The organism is Intrasporangium zincisolvens (genome assembly GCF_034724055.1).
Lineage (GTDB): Bacteria > Actinomycetota > Actinomycetes > Actinomycetales > Dermatophilaceae > Monashia > Monashia zincisolvens.
Map to the genome: position 1 here is coordinate 785711 of NZ_JAWIIL010000003.1, position 15049 is coordinate 800759.

The 15049-nt window shown below is 72.8% G+C and carries 15 protein-coding genes and 1 tRNA gene; 10 read left to right on the top strand and 6 right to left on the bottom strand.

The annotated features are described in order from the left end of the window. Nucleotides 1–40 precede the first annotated feature (40 nt). The 8 genes from RY076_RS12160 (at nucleotide 41) to RY076_RS12195 (ending at nucleotide 7240) form a co-directional block, all read left to right on the top strand. A complete protein-coding gene (locus RY076_RS12160; RefSeq protein ID WP_323098199.1) occupies nucleotides 41–2686 on the top strand; it encodes a UTP--glucose-1-phosphate uridylyltransferase in 2646 nt (881 codons plus the stop codon). A 118-nt stretch (nucleotides 2687–2804) separates the two neighbouring features. Then, entirely contained in the window at nucleotides 2805–3230 is a 426-nt protein-coding gene (gene moaC, locus RY076_RS12165; RefSeq protein WP_323098306.1) for a cyclic pyranopterin monophosphate synthase MoaC, read from the top strand. After that, complete coding sequence (locus RY076_RS12170; protein ID WP_323098202.1) at nucleotides 3223–3723, top strand: MogA/MoaB family molybdenum cofactor biosynthesis protein; 501 nt, start codon at nucleotides 3223–3225, stop codon at nucleotides 3721–3723. The genes moaC and RY076_RS12170 overlap by 8 nt, the downstream gene beginning before the upstream one ends. A gap of 36 nt (nucleotides 3724–3759) precedes the next feature. Continuing rightward, nucleotides 3760–4398, top strand: coding sequence for a GNAT family N-acetyltransferase (locus RY076_RS12175; protein ID WP_323098203.1), 639 nt, complete (start codon nucleotides 3760–3762; stop codon nucleotides 4396–4398). Nucleotides 4399–4468: 70 nt separating this feature from the next. Beyond that, the gene (locus RY076_RS12180; RefSeq protein ID WP_323098205.1) at nucleotides 4469–5590 is read left to right on the top strand and encodes a hypothetical protein; all 1122 of its coding nucleotides are present in this window, start codon (nucleotides 4469–4471) and stop codon (nucleotides 5588–5590) included. Between the two features lie 281 nt (nucleotides 5591–5871). Beyond that, a complete protein-coding gene (locus RY076_RS12185) occupies nucleotides 5872–6369 on the top strand; it encodes a MarR family winged helix-turn-helix transcriptional regulator (RefSeq protein WP_323098207.1) in 498 nt (165 codons plus the stop codon). A 58-nt stretch (nucleotides 6370–6427) separates the two neighbouring features. Next, nucleotides 6428–7078, top strand: a complete 651-nt coding sequence (locus tag RY076_RS12190; RefSeq protein WP_323098210.1) for an alpha/beta hydrolase — start codon at nucleotides 6428–6430, stop codon at nucleotides 7076–7078. A gap of 15 nt (nucleotides 7079–7093) precedes the next feature. Further along, nucleotides 7094–7240 (top strand): alpha/beta fold hydrolase, encoded by a 147-nt coding sequence (locus RY076_RS12195; protein WP_323098212.1) that lies wholly within the window; start codon nucleotides 7094–7096, stop codon nucleotides 7238–7240. A gap of 24 nt (nucleotides 7241–7264) precedes the next feature. Here RY076_RS12195 and RY076_RS12200 read toward each other — a convergent pair whose 3' ends face one another. Next, a complete protein-coding gene (locus RY076_RS12200; protein WP_323098213.1) occupies nucleotides 7265–8389 on the bottom strand; it encodes an AI-2E family transporter in 1125 nt (374 codons plus the stop codon). Between the two features lie 79 nt (nucleotides 8390–8468). On the opposite strand from RY076_RS12200, the gene RY076_RS12205 reads away from it, so the two are divergent. Further along, nucleotides 8469–9335, top strand: coding sequence for an SDR family oxidoreductase (locus RY076_RS12205; RefSeq protein ID WP_323098216.1), 867 nt, complete (start codon nucleotides 8469–8471; stop codon nucleotides 9333–9335). A 36-nt stretch (nucleotides 9336–9371) separates the two neighbouring features. Here the strand turns inward: RY076_RS12205 and RY076_RS12210 are convergent, their stop codons facing one another. Genes RY076_RS12210 through RY076_RS12225 form a run of 4 tightly spaced genes read right to left on the bottom strand, consistent with a single transcriptional unit; the run spans nucleotide 9372 to nucleotide 13858 of the window. Then, nucleotides 9372–10532, bottom strand: coding sequence for an acetate/propionate family kinase (locus tag RY076_RS12210; protein ID WP_323098218.1), 1161 nt, complete (start codon nucleotides 10530–10532; stop codon nucleotides 9372–9374). Continuing rightward, a complete protein-coding gene (gene pta, locus RY076_RS12215) occupies nucleotides 10529–12616 on the bottom strand; it encodes a phosphate acetyltransferase (RefSeq protein WP_323098221.1) in 2088 nt (695 codons plus the stop codon). Before pta ends, RY076_RS12210 begins: the two co-directional genes overlap by 4 nt. A 44-nt stretch (nucleotides 12617–12660) precedes the next feature. Continuing rightward, nucleotides 12661–13506 (bottom strand): DUF72 domain-containing protein, encoded by an 846-nt coding sequence (locus RY076_RS12220; RefSeq protein ID WP_323098223.1) that lies wholly within the window; start codon nucleotides 13504–13506, stop codon nucleotides 12661–12663. A gap of 16 nt (nucleotides 13507–13522) precedes the next feature. Then, complete coding sequence (locus RY076_RS12225) at nucleotides 13523–13858, bottom strand: YnfA family protein (RefSeq protein WP_323098226.1); 336 nt, start codon at nucleotides 13856–13858, stop codon at nucleotides 13523–13525. A 230-nt stretch (nucleotides 13859–14088) separates the two neighbouring features. Between RY076_RS12225 and RY076_RS12230 the strand changes: the two genes are divergently transcribed. Further along, nucleotides 14089–14475, top strand: coding sequence for a DUF7144 family membrane protein (locus tag RY076_RS12230; protein ID WP_323098228.1), 387 nt, complete (start codon nucleotides 14089–14091; stop codon nucleotides 14473–14475). Nucleotides 14476–14648: 173 nt separating this feature from the next. On the opposite strand, the gene RY076_RS12235 is transcribed toward RY076_RS12230, so the two are convergent. After that, a tRNA-Ala gene (locus RY076_RS12235) sits at nucleotides 14649–14724 on the bottom strand. Between the last annotated feature and the right edge of the window lie 325 nt (nucleotides 14725–15049).

Sequence of the window (15049 nt, forward strand, 5' to 3'; positions counted from 1 at the left end):
CTCGGGATCCGCACATGCGGCCCATCGTAAGGTGATGCCCATGAGTGACCAGGGGCTGCGCGCGTCGGTCGAGCTGATGGAGCGACGAGGCCTCGGGCCCGAGGCCATCAAGGTCTTCGAGTACTACTACGAGCAGCTCGAGGGCGGCGCCCAGGGCACGATCCCGGAGGACTCCATCGAGCCCCTCGGCGACGTCACCGAGCTGCGCAAGGTCTCGGTCACCGACGAGGAGGCGCGCCACGCGCTGTCCCAGACGGCCGTCATCAAGCTCAACGGCGGCCTCGGCACCGGCATGGGCATGACGGGCGCGAAGTCGGCCCTCGAGGTCAAGGACGGCCTGACCTTCCTCGACATCATCGCCAAGCAGGTCCTCGCGCTGCGCGAGCAGTGGGACGTCGAGCTGCCCCTCGTGCTCATGAACAGCTTCCGCACCCACGACGAGTCGCTGCGCATCCTCGAGAAGTACGACACCCTGCCCGTCGAGGGCCTGCCGCTCGACTTCATCCAGAACGCCGAGCCCAAGCTGCGCCCCGGCGACCTCACGCCGGTCGAGTGGCCCGACGACCCCGAGCTCGAGTGGTGCCCGCCCGGCCACGGCGACGTCTACGTCTCGCTCGTCACCTCCGGCGTCCTCGACGCGCTGCTGGCCAAGGGCATCCGCTACGCCTTCCTGTCCAACTCCGACAACCTGGGCGCCACGTGCGACCCCGACGTCGCCGCCTGGATGGTCGGCCGCGGGCTGCCCTACGTCGCCGAGGTGTGCAAGCGCACCAAGAGCGACCGCAAGGGCGGCCACCTCGCGGTCCGCACGTCCGACGGGCGGATCGTGCTGCGCGACACCGCGATGGTCGCAGAGGGGGAGGAGCGCTACTTCCGCGACATCCGTCGGCACAGCACCTTCAACGCGAACAACGTGTGGATCGACCTCGAGGTGCTGCGTGAGCGGATGACCGCGCGCCAGGGCGTGCTCGGCCTGCCGATCATCGTCAACCACAAGAACGTCGACCCCGCCGACCCCACCTCGCCCGAGGTCATCCAGATGGAGTCGGCGATGGGCACGGCCATCGAGGTGTTCGAGGGAAGCGAGGCGATCCTCGTGCCGCGCACCCGCTTCCGGCCGGTCAAGACGACCAACGACCTGCTCGTCATCCGCTCCGACTTCTTCGCCCTCGACGAGGGCTACCACGTCGTGCAGACCGCCGAGGGGCCCGAGCCGTACGTCGACCTCGACTCCGCGTACCGCTTCGTGCCCGGCTTCGAGAAGCGGTTCCCGTACGGCGTCCCGTCGATGAAGGAGTGCACGAGCCTGCGCGTCATCGGCGACCCCGTCTTCGGCCGCAACGTCCGCTGCGTCGGCGAGGTCCTCATCGACGGCTATCGCCGCGTCCTCGACGACGCCGTGCTCGGCGAGCCCGCCGTCGCCGCGCAGGAGACGGACGAGGGCCGCGCCGGCGACGTCAGGTCGGTCGACGCGCACCTGCGCGCCATCCTGTCGACGCTCGAACCGATGCCGACCGAGCCGACGGCGCTCACCGAGTCGCTCGGGCTCGTCGTGGCCCGCGACGTCCGGGCCCGCGTCGACCTGCCGCCCTTCGACAACTCCTCGATGGACGGCTACGCCGTGCAGTCCGCCTCCCTCGAGGGGGCCGACGCCGCCCCGGTGCGGCTGCAGATCGTCGGCGAGGTGGCCGCCGGCGACGACCCGGACTTCGAGGTCGGTCCGGGCGAGGCCGCGCGCATCATGACCGGCGCCCCGCTGCCCGCGGGCGCCGACGCGGTCGTCAAGGTCGAGGACACCGACGCCGCCGCGTCCGGCGAGGTCGAGTGCCGCGCTGTCGTGCCGGTCGGCAACTTCGTGCGGCCCCTCGGTGACGACGTGCGCAACGGCGCGGTCATCGTCGCAGCCGGTGAGGTCGTCGGGGCCCGCACGATCGCCCTCCTCGCCGCGTGCGGGTACGCCGAGGTCGAGGTGCACCGTCGGCCGCGCGTCGTCGTCATCTCGACCGGGTCCGAGCTCGTCGAGCCCGGAAGGCCCTTGGGAGCCGGACAGATCCACGACTCCAACTCCTCGATGCTCTGGGCCGCAGCGGTGTCCGCCGGGGCGTCGGCAGAGATCCGCCAGGCCGTGGGCGACTCGGAGGACGAGCTGCTCGAGCAGCTCAACGTCGCGGTCAAGGACGCCGACATCGTCGTGACGAGCGGCGGGGTGTCGATGGGCGCCTACGACGTCGTCAAGAGCGCGCTCGCCTCGCGCGGCGTCGAGTTCGTCAAGGTGGCGATGCAGCCCGGCAAGCCCCAGGGCTACGGGATGCTCGAGGCCCCCGACGGCCGACGCGTCCCGATCTTCACGCTGCCCGGCAACCCGGTCTCCTCGTTCGTCTCGTTCGAGGTGTTCGTGCGACCCGCGCTCCGACGCCTCATGCGCCTGACGCCGGAGAAGCGCCGGATGCGCCCGGCCACGCTCATCTCGGGCGTCACCTCGTTCGAGGGGCGGCGCCAGTTCGGCCGCGCCGTCGTGTCCCGGTCGGCCGAGGGCACGCTCGTCGCGGTGCCGGTCGCCGGCCAGGGCTCCCACTTCGTCGCCGACCTCTCCCGGGCCAACGCCCTGTTCATCGTCCCCGAGGACGTCACCGAGCTCGTCGCCGGCGAGGTCGTCGACGTGCTCGTGCTGGACCGGGAGGAGTGAGGTGGCCGCCGCTTCCGACGCGCCCCACGCGTCCGGCACCCCGGGCGTGCGCCACGCGTCCGGCAACCCCGACGCCCCCGGTGGGCTGACGCACGTACGGGCCGACGGCAGCGCCCACATGGTCGACGTCTCGGCCAAGGCCGTCACTGCGCGCGAGGCGAGTGCCGCCGGGCGCGTCCTGCTCTCTGCCGCAGCGGTCTCCGCGCTCCGGGAGGGCGTGGTGCCCAAGGGCGACGCGCTCGCCGTGGCCCGCATCGCCGGCATCCAGGCGGTCAAGCGCACCCCCGAGCTCATCCCGCTCGCGCACCCGATCGCGGTGCACGGCGTCGCGGTCGACCTCACCGTCGCCGACGACGGCGTCGACGTCACCGCGACGGTGCGCACCGCCGACCGCACCGGCATCGAGATGGAGGCGCTCACGGCGGTCGCCGTCGCCGCCCTCGCCCTCATCGACATGGTCAAGGCTGTCGACAAGCACGCCCGCATCACCGACGTCCGCGTCACGGCCAAGTCCGGCGGCCGGTCGGGGGACTGGCATGAGTGACGCGTCGGCGATCGGCCGCGGCCGTCGCGCGGTCGTGGTGACGGCCTCGACGCGGGCGGCGGCGGGCGTGTACCCCGACCGGTCGGGTCCGGTCATCGCCGAACGGCTGCGCGCGTGGGGTTTCGAGGTCGGCCACCCCGTCGTCGTGCCCGACGGCGACGAGTTCGGCTGGGAGCTGCGCGACGTCCTCGCGAGCGAGCCCGACCTCGTCCTCACCACAGGCGGCACCGGACTGACACCCACCGACGTCACCCCCGAGCAGACCGCCCCGCTGCTGGACCGCCTCGTGCCGGGCGTCGCCGAGGCGATCCGGGCGGCGGGCGTCGCCAAGGGGGTGCCCACGGCGATGCTCTCGCGCGGGCTCGTCGGCGTCGCCGGACACACCTTCGTGGCCAACCTCCCGGGCTCGCGCGGGGGCGTCGTCGACGCCCTCGACGTGCTCGAGCAGGTCCTCGGCCACGCGCTCGACCAGATCCCCGGCAGTGACCACTGACCGCCCCGCTCCCCAGCACCTGCAGCGAGGGCCGCGATGAGGATGCCCTGGCGTCCGGCGCGTGACGGCCGGGCCCGCTGGCCGGTCGTGCTGCGCGACGCGGCGACCGAGCCGGCCGTCCTGCTGCGCCCGCTCGTCACCGGCGACGAGCGGGAGTGGCAGTGGGTGCGTCGCGAGAACGCCGACCACGTCAAGCCGTGGGAGCCGACCCTGCCGCCGGGTGCCGACGCGCGGGCCCCCGTGACCTTCCGCGACTTCGTCCGCGAGCTCGACGCCGAGGCCCGGGCCGACCGCGCGATGCCGTGGGCCATCGAGGTCGAGGGGCGCATCGTCGGGCAGGTCCACCTCTTCGGGATCGTCCGCGCGGCGCAGCAGTCGTGCGCCGCCGGCTACTGGGTGGCCCGCGGGGTGACGCGGCGGGGCATCGCGACCCGTGCGCTGGCCCTCGCCATCGACCACGCGCTCGGCCCGGCGGGCCTGCACCGCGTCGAGGTCAACATCCGCGTCGACAACGAGCGCTCCCTCGGGGTGGTGCGTCGGCTCGGGCTGCGCGACGAGGGCGTCCGAGCGCGGTACCTGCACATCGACGGCCGGTGGCGCGACCACCGGTCCTTCGCGGTCACCCGCGAGGAGGTCGAGGGCGGCTCGCTGCTCGACCGCTTGTCACAGGCGTAACACCAGCCTCTTGCGCGACACGCCACGAATGTGCAGGGCGTGTGCGCGCGGTCGCCCTACCGTGGGGTCCGTGCCAGTCAGCAGCCTCATCTTCGTCGTCATCGTGGCGATCTGGGCTGCCTACCTCGTGCAGCACTGGATGCGCCGCCGCGAGGACGCCGCCGCCAACCGGTCCGTCGACGGGTTCTCCGAGGCCATGCGCGTGCTCGAGAAGCGTCCGGTCCTGCCCACCGCCGAGCCGCGCACGCCGCGTCCGCACTCGTACTCGGTCACCCCGGCGCGCGCCGCACGCCCCACCGTCGACGTCAAGCGGGCCGTGCCCGCCGGTCGCCGCCAGTCGCCGCTCGTGGCGCGCCGCTCCGAGGAGCGCCTGGAGGAGTTCCACGTCGAGCACGAGGTCGAGCGCGACGCGCGGCCCGACGTCTCGCGTGAGCAGGCCCCGCGTCCTGGTCGTCGGGTCCCCATGGCGCAGAGGCGTATTCGTGCCGTGGTCCTCGTCGCCGCCATGCTCTGGATCCCGGCGTCGATCAGCCTGGCCGTCACCGGTGTCCTGATGTGGATCTCCGTGCCGTTCGCGGTGCTCACGGTCGTCGCGGTCCTCGTCTGGCTGCGCACCGAGGCCCAGCACGACCGCATCCGCGCGGCCGCCGCGCGTCGGGTCCGCCGCGTCCGGGGCTCGCGCTCGCGCGTCGCTCCCGAGCCGGTGCTGACCGCCGACGACACCCAGGTCATCCACTCCACCGCGGGCGCCACGGCGTCCGCCGCCACCGCTCCGGCCCGCGGAACGCGCGCGCCGCTCGGTGTCGACCGCGTCGTCATCCCGGCGCCTGCCGCCTCCGACGCGGCGCCGGTCGGCGACCGGGTCTTCGACGTCCAGGCCGCCGCCACGGGCGCCGTGCCGGTCGCGTCGTCGACCGTCACCGCCGACACGGCCGTCAACGCGAGCGCGGGGGCGAGCAGCGATGCCGGTGCCGGGGCTCCGGCGACGACCGACGCCGCGCAGGAGCTGCCGCCCGGCAGCTGGAGCCCGGTGCCGGTGCCGAAGCCGACGTACGCGCTCAAGGCCAAGGCCGAGCCGCGCTACACCGAGGGCGGCATCCCCGCCGACGTGTTCGACACGCCGGAGTTCGCCGACGAGGCCGAAGAGCTCGACGACCGGGCCCTCTTCGCCCGCCGCGCCGCCTCCCAGTAACCGGAGGGACGGCGCCGCGCCCGCCTCGGGCCCGGCCCCGCGCGCCCAGGCCCAGACCCACCGCCGTCCACCGCGTGCCGCTGACCCCGACGCATGTCGGCGGGGCCCGCCCCGGGCCACGGCCTGCCCCCTCCATCGAGTGAGCACTCCGTCTCACCCGCCACACGCGTCGCGTGACGGGTGAGGTTTCGTGCTCACTCGATGTGGTGGGGGACATGGGGAGTCGGGTCCGGGCGGGCAGAGAGTTGCCGGTCGTCAGGAGATGTGACAACTTGGTTGTCATGAACCGGGTTGAGGCCGCCTACGCCGTCCTGCGTCACGTCCGGCCGCTGCACCAGTACTCCGCGCGTGCCGTCGCCGACCTGCTCGAGGGCACCGACGTCGGCCTCCCATTGCGGGCGATCCTCCTGCTGGTGCTCGACGGCGGCCCGCAGACGGTGCCGAACCTCGGCCGCGAGCTGCTCGTGACGCGTCAGGGCGTGCAGAAGGTCGTCGACGACGGCGTGCGGCTCGGCCACCTCGAGCTGCACGACAACCCGGCGCACGCCCGCTCGCGACTCGTCGGGCTGACCGAGCACGGCCGCACGTTCCTCGCCGACCTGCAGCGTGCCGAAGCCGCCAACCTCGAGTCGGCCACGGCCGGCATCGACCCCGAGGACCTCGCGCGGTGCGCCGACGTCATCGCCCGGCTCACCGACGGCGTCCGGCGGATCGCGGGGGAACAGGCCGACCGGCTGCACCCCGATGTCGTCGCCGCCGACCGCACCGGCACCGACTGACGGCGGATCTGCCACGCGCCGTCTTCCGACCCATCCACCGCCCACGGGGAGTGACCACATGCACCGCCTCGACCTCGACCACGGCCACCTCACCTACACCGACGCCGGCGAGGGCGACCTCGTGCTGCTGCTCCACGGTGGGGGTCTCGACCACCGCATGTGGGACGACCAGGTGGAGGTGCTCGCCGCCCGTCACCGCGTCGTCGTGCCCGACCTACGTGGGCACGGCGAGGCCTCGACCCTCGACGTGCCGGGCCGGCACTGCGACGACGTCGCCGCCCTCGTGCGCCACCTCGACGCCGGGCCGGCGGTGCTCGTCGGCATCTCCATGGGCGGCGGTGCGGCCACCGACACCGCGCTCGAGCACCCGGACCTCGTGCGGGCGATCGTCGTCAGCGGCACGGCCACGAGCGTCCCCACCTTCACCGACCCGTGGGTGCTCGGCATCCTGCAGGAGTGGCAGCGGGCGATCGCCGAGCGTGACGCCGCCGCCTACGTCGAGGCCAGCCTCGCCTTCTGTGCCGGGCCCACGCGCACGCTCGACGAGGTCGCCGGCGACACCGTGCAGCGGTGCCGGCAGATGCTGACCGACACCCTGGCCCGGCACGCCAGCCCTGACGCCGTCATGCCAGAGCCGGTCCACGACGCGGAGGCCCGCCTCGGCGAGGTCGAGGTCCCGGTCCTCGCCCTCTGCGGCGGCCTCGACTAGCCCGACCACCGCGACATGGGCCGGCGGCTCGCGGCGGGGGTGCGCGACGGCCGGCACGCCGAGGTGGCCGGCGCCGCGCACTACCCGAACCTGGAGCGCCCAGAGCTGTGGGACGCCGCCGTGCAGGCCTTCCTCGAGGAGGTGCTGGTCCCGCCGCGCTGAACGTTCGGGCGTGAGGGCCGGCGCTCAGGCCTGGGCTGGTGTGCTGCCTTCGTCGGCGGCGTGCTCGAGCTCTCCGTCGAGCTCGTCCTTCGACTCACCCGAGAGCAGGTGCTTGCCGACCGCGTTCGAGACCGCCGCGAACGGCACCGCCACGAGTGCCCCGACGATGCCGGCGATGATCGACCCGCACGCGATGGCGAGGATGACGGCGAGGGGGTGGACGCTGACGGCCTTGCCGAGCAGGAACGGCTGGAGCACGTGCGACTCGAGCTGCTGCACGCCGATGACGACGGCCAGCATGATGATCGCGACGGCGGGCCCGTGCGCCACGAGGGCGAGCAGCACGGCGACCGCGCCCGACAGCAGAGCGCCGACGATGGGGATGAAGGCGAGCAGGAACACGAGGATGCCGATGGCGAAGGCGAACGGCACCTTGAGGATCGCCGCTCCGACCGAGATGCCGATGGCGTCGACGAGGGCGACGATCATCGTGGCGCGCACGAACGCCGACAGCTGGCCCCAGGCGACGATGCCGGAGGAGTTGACGTTGTCCCGGGCCGCGTGCGGGAACAGCCGCACGATCCAGGCCCAGATGCGCGGCCCCTCGTAGAGGAAGAAGAACAGCGAGAAGAGGGCGATGAACAGCCCGGCGATGAAGTGCGTCGCGGTGAGCCCGACCGCTGCCGCGGTGTCGCCGAGGTTGCCCGACTGGCTGACCTTCTCGCGGACCGTGTCGAAGTACTCGTCGAACTGGGCGTCGGTGATGTTGAACGTCGTGCGCACCCAGTCGCGGATCTGGCCCATGCCCGTGGCGACCTGCTTGGTCAGGTCGGAGAGTCCGGCCGTGAACTGGGTGCCGATGAGCGTGAACATCCCGCCGATGATGACGATCGTGCCGAAGACCGTGATGCCGGCCGAGGCGCCCGTGGGCAACCGCCGGTGCAGCCGCGCGGCCACCGGGTGCAGCAGCGCCGTGAGCAGCACCGCGATGGCGACGGGAACGACGACCTCGGACACGCCTCGCAGCACCATCGCGACGGCGTAGAGGGCGACGCCGATGAGCAGCAGCCGCCACGACCACTCGCTGGCGGCCTTGACGCCGGGAGGGACGGCGGTGGGTGAGGCGTCGGAGCGCACGTTCTCGGTCACGAGCACACCGTATGCTGCCGCGCCGCGCTTGCGGTGGATGACCCGGCCCGGGCTGCGCCCCGCGGAATACGCTCGGAGGATGACCGACGCCGCACCCACCGACCGTCCGACGCTCGCCGTGACCGGGGCCACGGGCTGGCTCGGCGGGCTCGTCGCCCGCGACTTCGCCCGCCGGGGCGTCGCCCAGCGCCTTCTCGTCCGCGACGCGTCTCGGGCGCCTGACCTGCCCGGTGCGGTCGCACGTGAGTGCACGTACGCCGACGGCGACGCCGCCCGGGCGGCCCTCGACGGCGTCGACACCCTCTTCATGGTGTCGGCCGCCGAGAATGCGGACCGACTCGCCGAGCACCGCGCCTTCGTCGACGCGGCGGCCGCGGCCGGCGTCGGCCACGTCGTCTACATCTCCTTCTTCGGTGCAGCGCCCGACGCGACCTTCACGCTGGCGCGCGACCACGCCGCCACCGAGGAGCACCTGCGCGCGTCCGGCCTGGCGTGGACCTTCCTGCGCGACAACCTCTACCTCGAGTTCGTGCCGCACATGGCCGGCGAGGACGGCGTCATCCGCGGGCCGGCCGGCGACGGTCGGGCGGCCGTCGTCGCGCACGAGGACATCGCCCGGTCGGCGGTCGCCGTGCTGCTCGACCCCGCCGCGCACGCCGGCGCCACGTACAGCCTCACCGGACCCGAGGCGCTGACCCTGGCGGAGGCGGCACGGGTCTACAGCGAGGTCACCGGGCGGCACGTGACCTTCCACGACGAGACGGTCGAGGAGGCCTACCTGTCGCGGGAGGTCTACGGTGCCCCGCCGTGGCAGCTCGACGCGTGGGTGTCGACGTACACGGCGATCCGCGCGGGCGAGCTCGACGGCGTCACGGGCGACGTGGAGCGGCTCACCGGTCGCCGCCCGCTGTCGCTCCGCGAGTACCTCGAGCGCGAGAAGGCCTGAGCCACAGCCAGACCCAGCCTTCGCGCCGGGCCAGGCTCAGCTGTCCTGCCCGACGATCTCGGCGGTCTGCCGGGCGATGGCGAGCTCCTCGTTGGTCGGCACGACGGCGACGACCACCGGCGACGCGTCGGGCGAGATGACGCGCGCCTGCCGCGAGCGGGCGCCGTTGCGTGCCCGGTCGACCGAGATGCCCAGCCCCTCCAGCCCGTCGGTGACGGCCGCGCGCAGGGCGATGCTGTTCTCGCCGATGCCGGCCGTGAAGACGAGGACGTCGACGCCACCGAGAATCGCGAGGTAGGCGCCGACGTAGTGCTTGAGTCGGTGCACGACGACGTCGAAGGCGAGGCGGGCGTCGGCGTCACCGGCGGCCAGTCGGGCCTCGAGTTCGCGGAAGTCGTTGACGCCGCTGAGCCCGAGCACGCCGGACCTCTTGTTGAGCAGGGTGTCGACCTCCTCGAGCGACAGCCCGGCCTCGCGGCCGAGGTAGGCGTGCAGGCCGGGGTCGACGTCGCCGGAGCGGGTCCCCATGACGAGCCCCTGCAAGGGCGTCAGGCCCATCGACGTCTCCACCGCGACACCGCCACGGACCGCCGAGGCGGAACAGCCGTTGCCGAGGTGCAGGATCACCTGGCGCAGCTCACCGACGTGACGGTCGAGCAGGTCCGCCGCTGCCCGCGAGACCCACTGGTGCGACGTGCCGTGGAAGCCGTAGCGGCGGATGGAGTGTCGCTGCGCGAGGTCGCGCGGCACGGCGTACGTCGACGCCTCGGGCGGGAGCGAGGAGAAGAAGGCCGTGTCGAAGACCGCGACGTGGGGCACATCGAAGTGCTTCCGCGCGGCCTCGATGCAGGTGACCGCAGCCGGGTTGTGCAGCGGGGCAAGGGCGCTCAGCTCGCGCACCCGGTCGAGGACGGCGTCGTCGATGACGACGGGCTCGGAGAAGTCGGAGCCGCCGTGCACGACCCGGTGGCCGACGGCGCGCAGGCTCATCGTGGCCAGGTCGACCCCATCGGCGCGGAGGTCCGTCGCCATCCGCTCGAGGGCGCCGGCGTGGTCGGTCGCGTCGCTGCCCGCCTCGCCGATGCGCTCGACGGTGCCGCCGGCCCATCTCTCACCGGTCTCGGGCACGACGAGCTGGTACTTCAGTGACGACGACCCGGCGTTGAGCACGAGGACGGGTCGGGCGGCGTCGGTCATGCGTGCTCCTGCTGCTGGGCCTGGACGGCCGTGATGGCCACCGTGTTGACGATGTCGTCGACGAGCGCGCCGCGCGAGAGGTCGTTGACCGGCTTGCGCAGGCCCTGCAGCACCGGTCCGATCGCGACGGCGTGGGCGCTGCGCTGCACGGCCTTGTAGGTGTTGTTGCCGGTGTTGAGGTCGGGGAACACGAAGACGGTGGCGCGGCCGGCGACGTCCGAGCCCGGCAGCTTGGCGCGTCCGACCGCCGGGTCGATCGCGGCGTCGTACTGGATGGGCCCCGCGAGGGCGAGGTCGGGGGCGCGTTCGCTGACGAGCTCCGTTGCGGCGCGGACCTTCTCGACGTCGGCGCCGGACCCGCTCGAACCCGTCGAGTAGGACAGCATGGCGACGCGCGGCTCGATGCCGAACTGCGTGGCGGTCTGGGCCGACGACACGGCGATGTCGGCCAGCTGCTCGGCGGTGGGGTCGGGGATGACCGCGCAGTCGCCGTAGACGAGGACCCGGTCGGCGAGGCACATGAGGAAGACGCTCGAGACGGTCTTGACGCCGTCGCGCGTCTTGACGAACTCGAGGGCCGGGCGGATCGTGTGCGCGGTGGTGTGGACCGCCCCCGACACCATGCCGTCGGCGAGGCCGAGCTGGACCATCATCGTGCCGAAGTACGAGACGTCGGTGACGACCTCGCGGGCCTGCTCGAGCGTCACGCCCTTGTGGGCGCGCAGCCGGGCGTACTCGGCGGCGAAGCGCTCGACGAGGTCGGGGTCGGTGTTCGACACGACGCGCGCCTCGTCGAGGTCGAGGCCGAGCGTCGAGGCCCGGGCGCGGACCGTCGTCTCCTCGCCGAGGAGCGTCAGGTCGGCGACACCGCGGCGCAGCAGCACGTCGGCGGCCTCGAGGATCCGGTCGTCGCCGCTCTCGGGGAGCACGACGTGGCGCCGGTCCGAGCGGGCCTGCTCCATGAGCTGGTACTCGAACATCAGCGGGGTGCGCACGGGCGAGGCCGACACGTCGATGGCGGTGAGCAGCGCGGCCTGGTCGACGCCTTCGGAGAAGAGCCGCCGGGCCACCTCGATCTTGTTGCGGGAGGACCGGGTCATCGGCCCGAAGACGCGGGCGGCGCGGCCGGCGGTCGTCATGGTGTCGGCGTCGGTCAGCGCGATCGGCAGGTCCTGCTGGACGCCGGCCGACAGGCGCGCGATCGCCTCGGGGAGCTCGTAGCCGCCGGTGAGGATGATGCCGGCGAGGCTCGGGAACGTGCCGGACTGGTGGGCGAGCACGAGGCCGGGTACGAGGTCGGTGCGGTCGCTCGGGGCGATGACGGTGACGTCGGTGCGCAGCCGCGGCAGGACGTTCGGCAGGCTCATCGCCGCGACGACGAGGCCGAGGCTGTCGCGGTCCATCCACGCCTCGGTGCCGAGGACGAGCCGGGCGCCGGTGGCCTCGGTGAGCTGCCGGAAGCTCGGGGCGCGCAGCAGCGGATTCTCCGGCAGGACGGCCCTCACCGCGAAGGGCAGGTCGGCGAGGGCCGCCCGGACGGCCTCGACGTCGTCGGGCTCGACGCGGTTGGCGATGACGGCGACCGGCTCGGCGTGGTTGGCGCGCAGCTCGGCGAGGGCCCCGTCGGCGGCGACCCGCACCTGCTCCGGCGAGCGGTCGCGGCCGTGGACGACGAGGACGACGGCCGAGCCGAGGTTGGCCGCGACGCGGGCGTTGAACGACAGCTCGGTGCCGGTGGACACGTCCGTGTAGTCCGAGCCGAGCACGAGCATCACCTGGAAGCGGCTCGCGAGCCGGCCGAAGCGCTCGACGATGAGGTGCAGAGCCTCGTCCGGGTCGTCGTGGGCCTGTGCGTAGGTGACGCCGAGGGTCTCCTCGTAGCTCTGGTCGGTGCCGGGCTGGGCGACGAGCATCTCGACGATGTGGTCGACCTCGCCGTCGGGCCCGGTGCCGCCGAGCGTGGTCAGCGGCCGGAAGATCCCGACCGACCCGACCTCGCGCAGCAACGCGTCGAGGAGCCCGAGGGCCACCGCGGACTTGCCGGTGAGGCCCTCCGGTGAGGCGAGGTAGACGCTGCGGCTCACGCTCCGAACCTAGCGGGTCGGTGGCGGGGGCGAGGGCCGGGTGGTCACGCGTCGGGGGCGGGAGGCGTCGGGGCCGCGTCGAGGCGGTCGAGCAGGGCGACGGCGTCGAAGGGCGCACGTCCCTGCGCGTCGTTGTCGAAGTAGACGTAGACGTCGTGGCCCTCGGCGGCCCACGCACGGCACTGCCGCGCCCACCGGTCGAGGGAGGCGGCGGAGTAGCCGCCGGAGTACAGCTCGGTCTCGCCGTGGAGGCGCACGTAGCGGAAGTCGCTCGTGGCGTCGCGCATGACGGGGAAGCGTCCGGCGGTGTCGGCGACGACGAGCGCGACGCCGTGCCGCGCGCACAGCTCGCGCGCCTCGTCGGTGTCGAAGCTCGCGTGACGCGGCTCGAGCGCGTGCCGGACGGGGCGGTCGGCGTCGGTGCTCGTCAGTGCGTCGTCGGTGGCCACCTTGTCGTCGTGGCGTGCCGCGAGGTCGGCCAGCCGACGCGTCGAGCGGGGGAGCAGCTCGAGGAAGGCGCCGACGCGGTCGGTGTCGAAGGTGAGCCGCTCGGGCAGCTGCCAGAGGAACGGCCCGAGCTGGTCACCGAGCGCGAGGACGCCGGAGGCGAAGAAGTTCGCGAGCGGCGTCTCCACGTCGCGCAGCGCCTTGAGGTGGGTGATGAACCGGCCGCCCTTGACGGCGAGGTCGACCGACGGCGGCACCGCCTCGCGCCAGCGCGTGTACGACGTCGGCCGCTGCAGCGAGTAGAAGGAGCTGTTGAGCTCGATCGAGGTCATCCGCTCGGCCGCGTACGTCAGCTCGAGGCGCTGGGGCAGACCCTTGGGGTAGAAGTCGCCGCGCCACGACGGGTAGCGCCACCCGGAGACCCCGACGTGGAAGCGACCCATCGGGCCACCGTACGCGTCAGGCGCCCCGCGGCGCGTACATGATGAGCGCGACGCCGACGAGGCACACGAGCGCGCCCGCGACGTCCCAGCGGTCCGGGCGGAACCCGTCCACGACGACGCCCCAGAGCAGAGATCCCGCCACGAACACCCCGCCGTACGCGGCGAGGATCCGCCCGAAGTGGGCATCCGGCTGCAGGGTCGCGACGAAGCCGTAGAGGCCGAGCGCCACGACGCCGGCGCCGACCCAGGCCCAGCCACGGTGCTCGCGGACGCCCTGCCAGACGAGCCACGCGCCGCCGATCTCGGCGAGGGCGGCGAGGGCGAACAGCAGCAGTGATCGCGCGACGGTCATGCGCCGATCCTGCCCGAGCCGCGGGCCCTGTCGAAGGCGATGCCGCCATCGTGGACATGTCGCGACATCTCAGGCTTGTTTCCGGTCACGGCAAGAATACGATTTCGAGGCACATTGTGCGCCTGTGGAATTCGATGATTCGCCGTCGGAAGACATTGCCGCAGAGGTAGTCTCGAACGGGTTCGCGGCGGGTTCGGCTACGTCGCGACGCCCGGATGGAGAGAGCTGAAATGTCCGACGTGAGTCCTCGGGGTACGGGTGGGGCCGCGTTCGCCGCGACCCTGATGATCATCGGTGGCGGGTTCGGGATCCTGCAGGGAATCGCCCTGCTGGCCAAGGGCGACTTCTACGTGCAGCCCAAGGGCTACTTCATCAACGCCAGCGCATCGACGTGGGGCTGGATACTTCTCGTCGTCGGCCTCATCGTCGTGGCGGCCGGGTTCGGCGTGCTCTCGGGAGCCTTTTGGGCGCGATGGCTCGGCATCATCTTCGTCAGCCTCCAGGCCTTCGGAAACTTCCTCTTCATCCCGGTACAGCCGTACTGGTCCTCGATCCTCGTCCTCGTCGACCTCTGGATCATCCATTCGCTGTTCGTCCACCGCCGCGTCCGCGACTGAGCGCGTGCGCCGTCGCCGGTCGCTGGAAGCCGCCACCAGTCGTGCGAGCCTGAGCGCGCGAGTTCGGGCTGAGGGGACTCCGCCGTCCTCGCTTCGCTGCGGCGGCTCCTCGAGCCACTGGTCCTGAAACGGCAGAGAGACCGGACGAAATGCGTGTCCGGTCTCTCTGCCGTTGGTGGAGCTGAGGGGATTCGAACCCCTGACCTTCTCATTGCGAACGAGACGCGCTACCAACTGCGCCACAGCCCCTTGGTGCGGAAGGAACGATAACACCCGGGGCAATGCCGCATCCAATCGGTCGGGCACTTCCGCGGCCCCAGGTTCCGGCCACGCCGGCCGCAGTCGCGAGCGCGACGCGAAGGGCACGTATGCAGCCATCGTCGCAGGGACCGCCGACATTGGTGCCACGCCGCGGATCGGTCTGCGCTGCAGCCGAACTCGATGTGGACAACTCCTTGATGGGCGCGGGGCTCTCGCGTAGAATCGAACACATGTTCGAATCTGCTGGCGTTGCCGAGACCGGGCCGGCCCACCGCCTCGGTGCGCTCACGGCAGCCCTGCAGGCGGAGCTGGC

Coding starts and splice junctions, on each gene's coding strand:
- RY076_RS12160 (WP_323098199.1), top strand. CDS start 41: ATGAGTGACCAGGGGCTGCGCGCGTCGGTCGAGCTGATGGAGCGACGA.
- moaC (WP_323098306.1), top strand. CDS start 2,805: ATGGTCGACGTCTCGGCCAAGGCCGTCACTGCGCGCGAGGCGAGTGCC.
- RY076_RS12170 (WP_323098202.1), top strand. CDS start 3,223: ATGAGTGACGCGTCGGCGATCGGCCGCGGCCGTCGCGCGGTCGTGGTG.
- RY076_RS12175 (WP_323098203.1), top strand. CDS start 3,760: ATGAGGATGCCCTGGCGTCCGGCGCGTGACGGCCGGGCCCGCTGGCCG.
- RY076_RS12185 (WP_323098207.1), top strand. CDS start 5,872: ATGAACCGGGTTGAGGCCGCCTACGCCGTCCTGCGTCACGTCCGGCCG.
- RY076_RS12190 (WP_323098210.1), top strand. CDS start 6,428: ATGCACCGCCTCGACCTCGACCACGGCCACCTCACCTACACCGACGCC.
- RY076_RS12195 (WP_323098212.1), top strand. CDS start 7,094: ATGGGCCGGCGGCTCGCGGCGGGGGTGCGCGACGGCCGGCACGCCGAG.
- RY076_RS12205 (WP_323098216.1), top strand. CDS start 8,469: ATGACCGACGCCGCACCCACCGACCGTCCGACGCTCGCCGTGACCGGG.
- RY076_RS12210 (WP_323098218.1), bottom strand. CDS start 10,532: ATGACCGACGCCGCCCGACCCGTCCTCGTGCTCAACGCCGGGTCGTCG.
- RY076_RS12220 (WP_323098223.1), bottom strand. CDS start 13,506: ATGGGTCGCTTCCACGTCGGGGTCTCCGGGTGGCGCTACCCGTCGTGG.
- RY076_RS12225 (WP_323098226.1), bottom strand. CDS start 13,858: ATGACCGTCGCGCGATCACTGCTGCTGTTCGCCCTCGCCGCCCTCGCC.
- RY076_RS12230 (WP_323098228.1), top strand. CDS start 14,089: ATGTCCGACGTGAGTCCTCGGGGTACGGGTGGGGCCGCGTTCGCCGCG.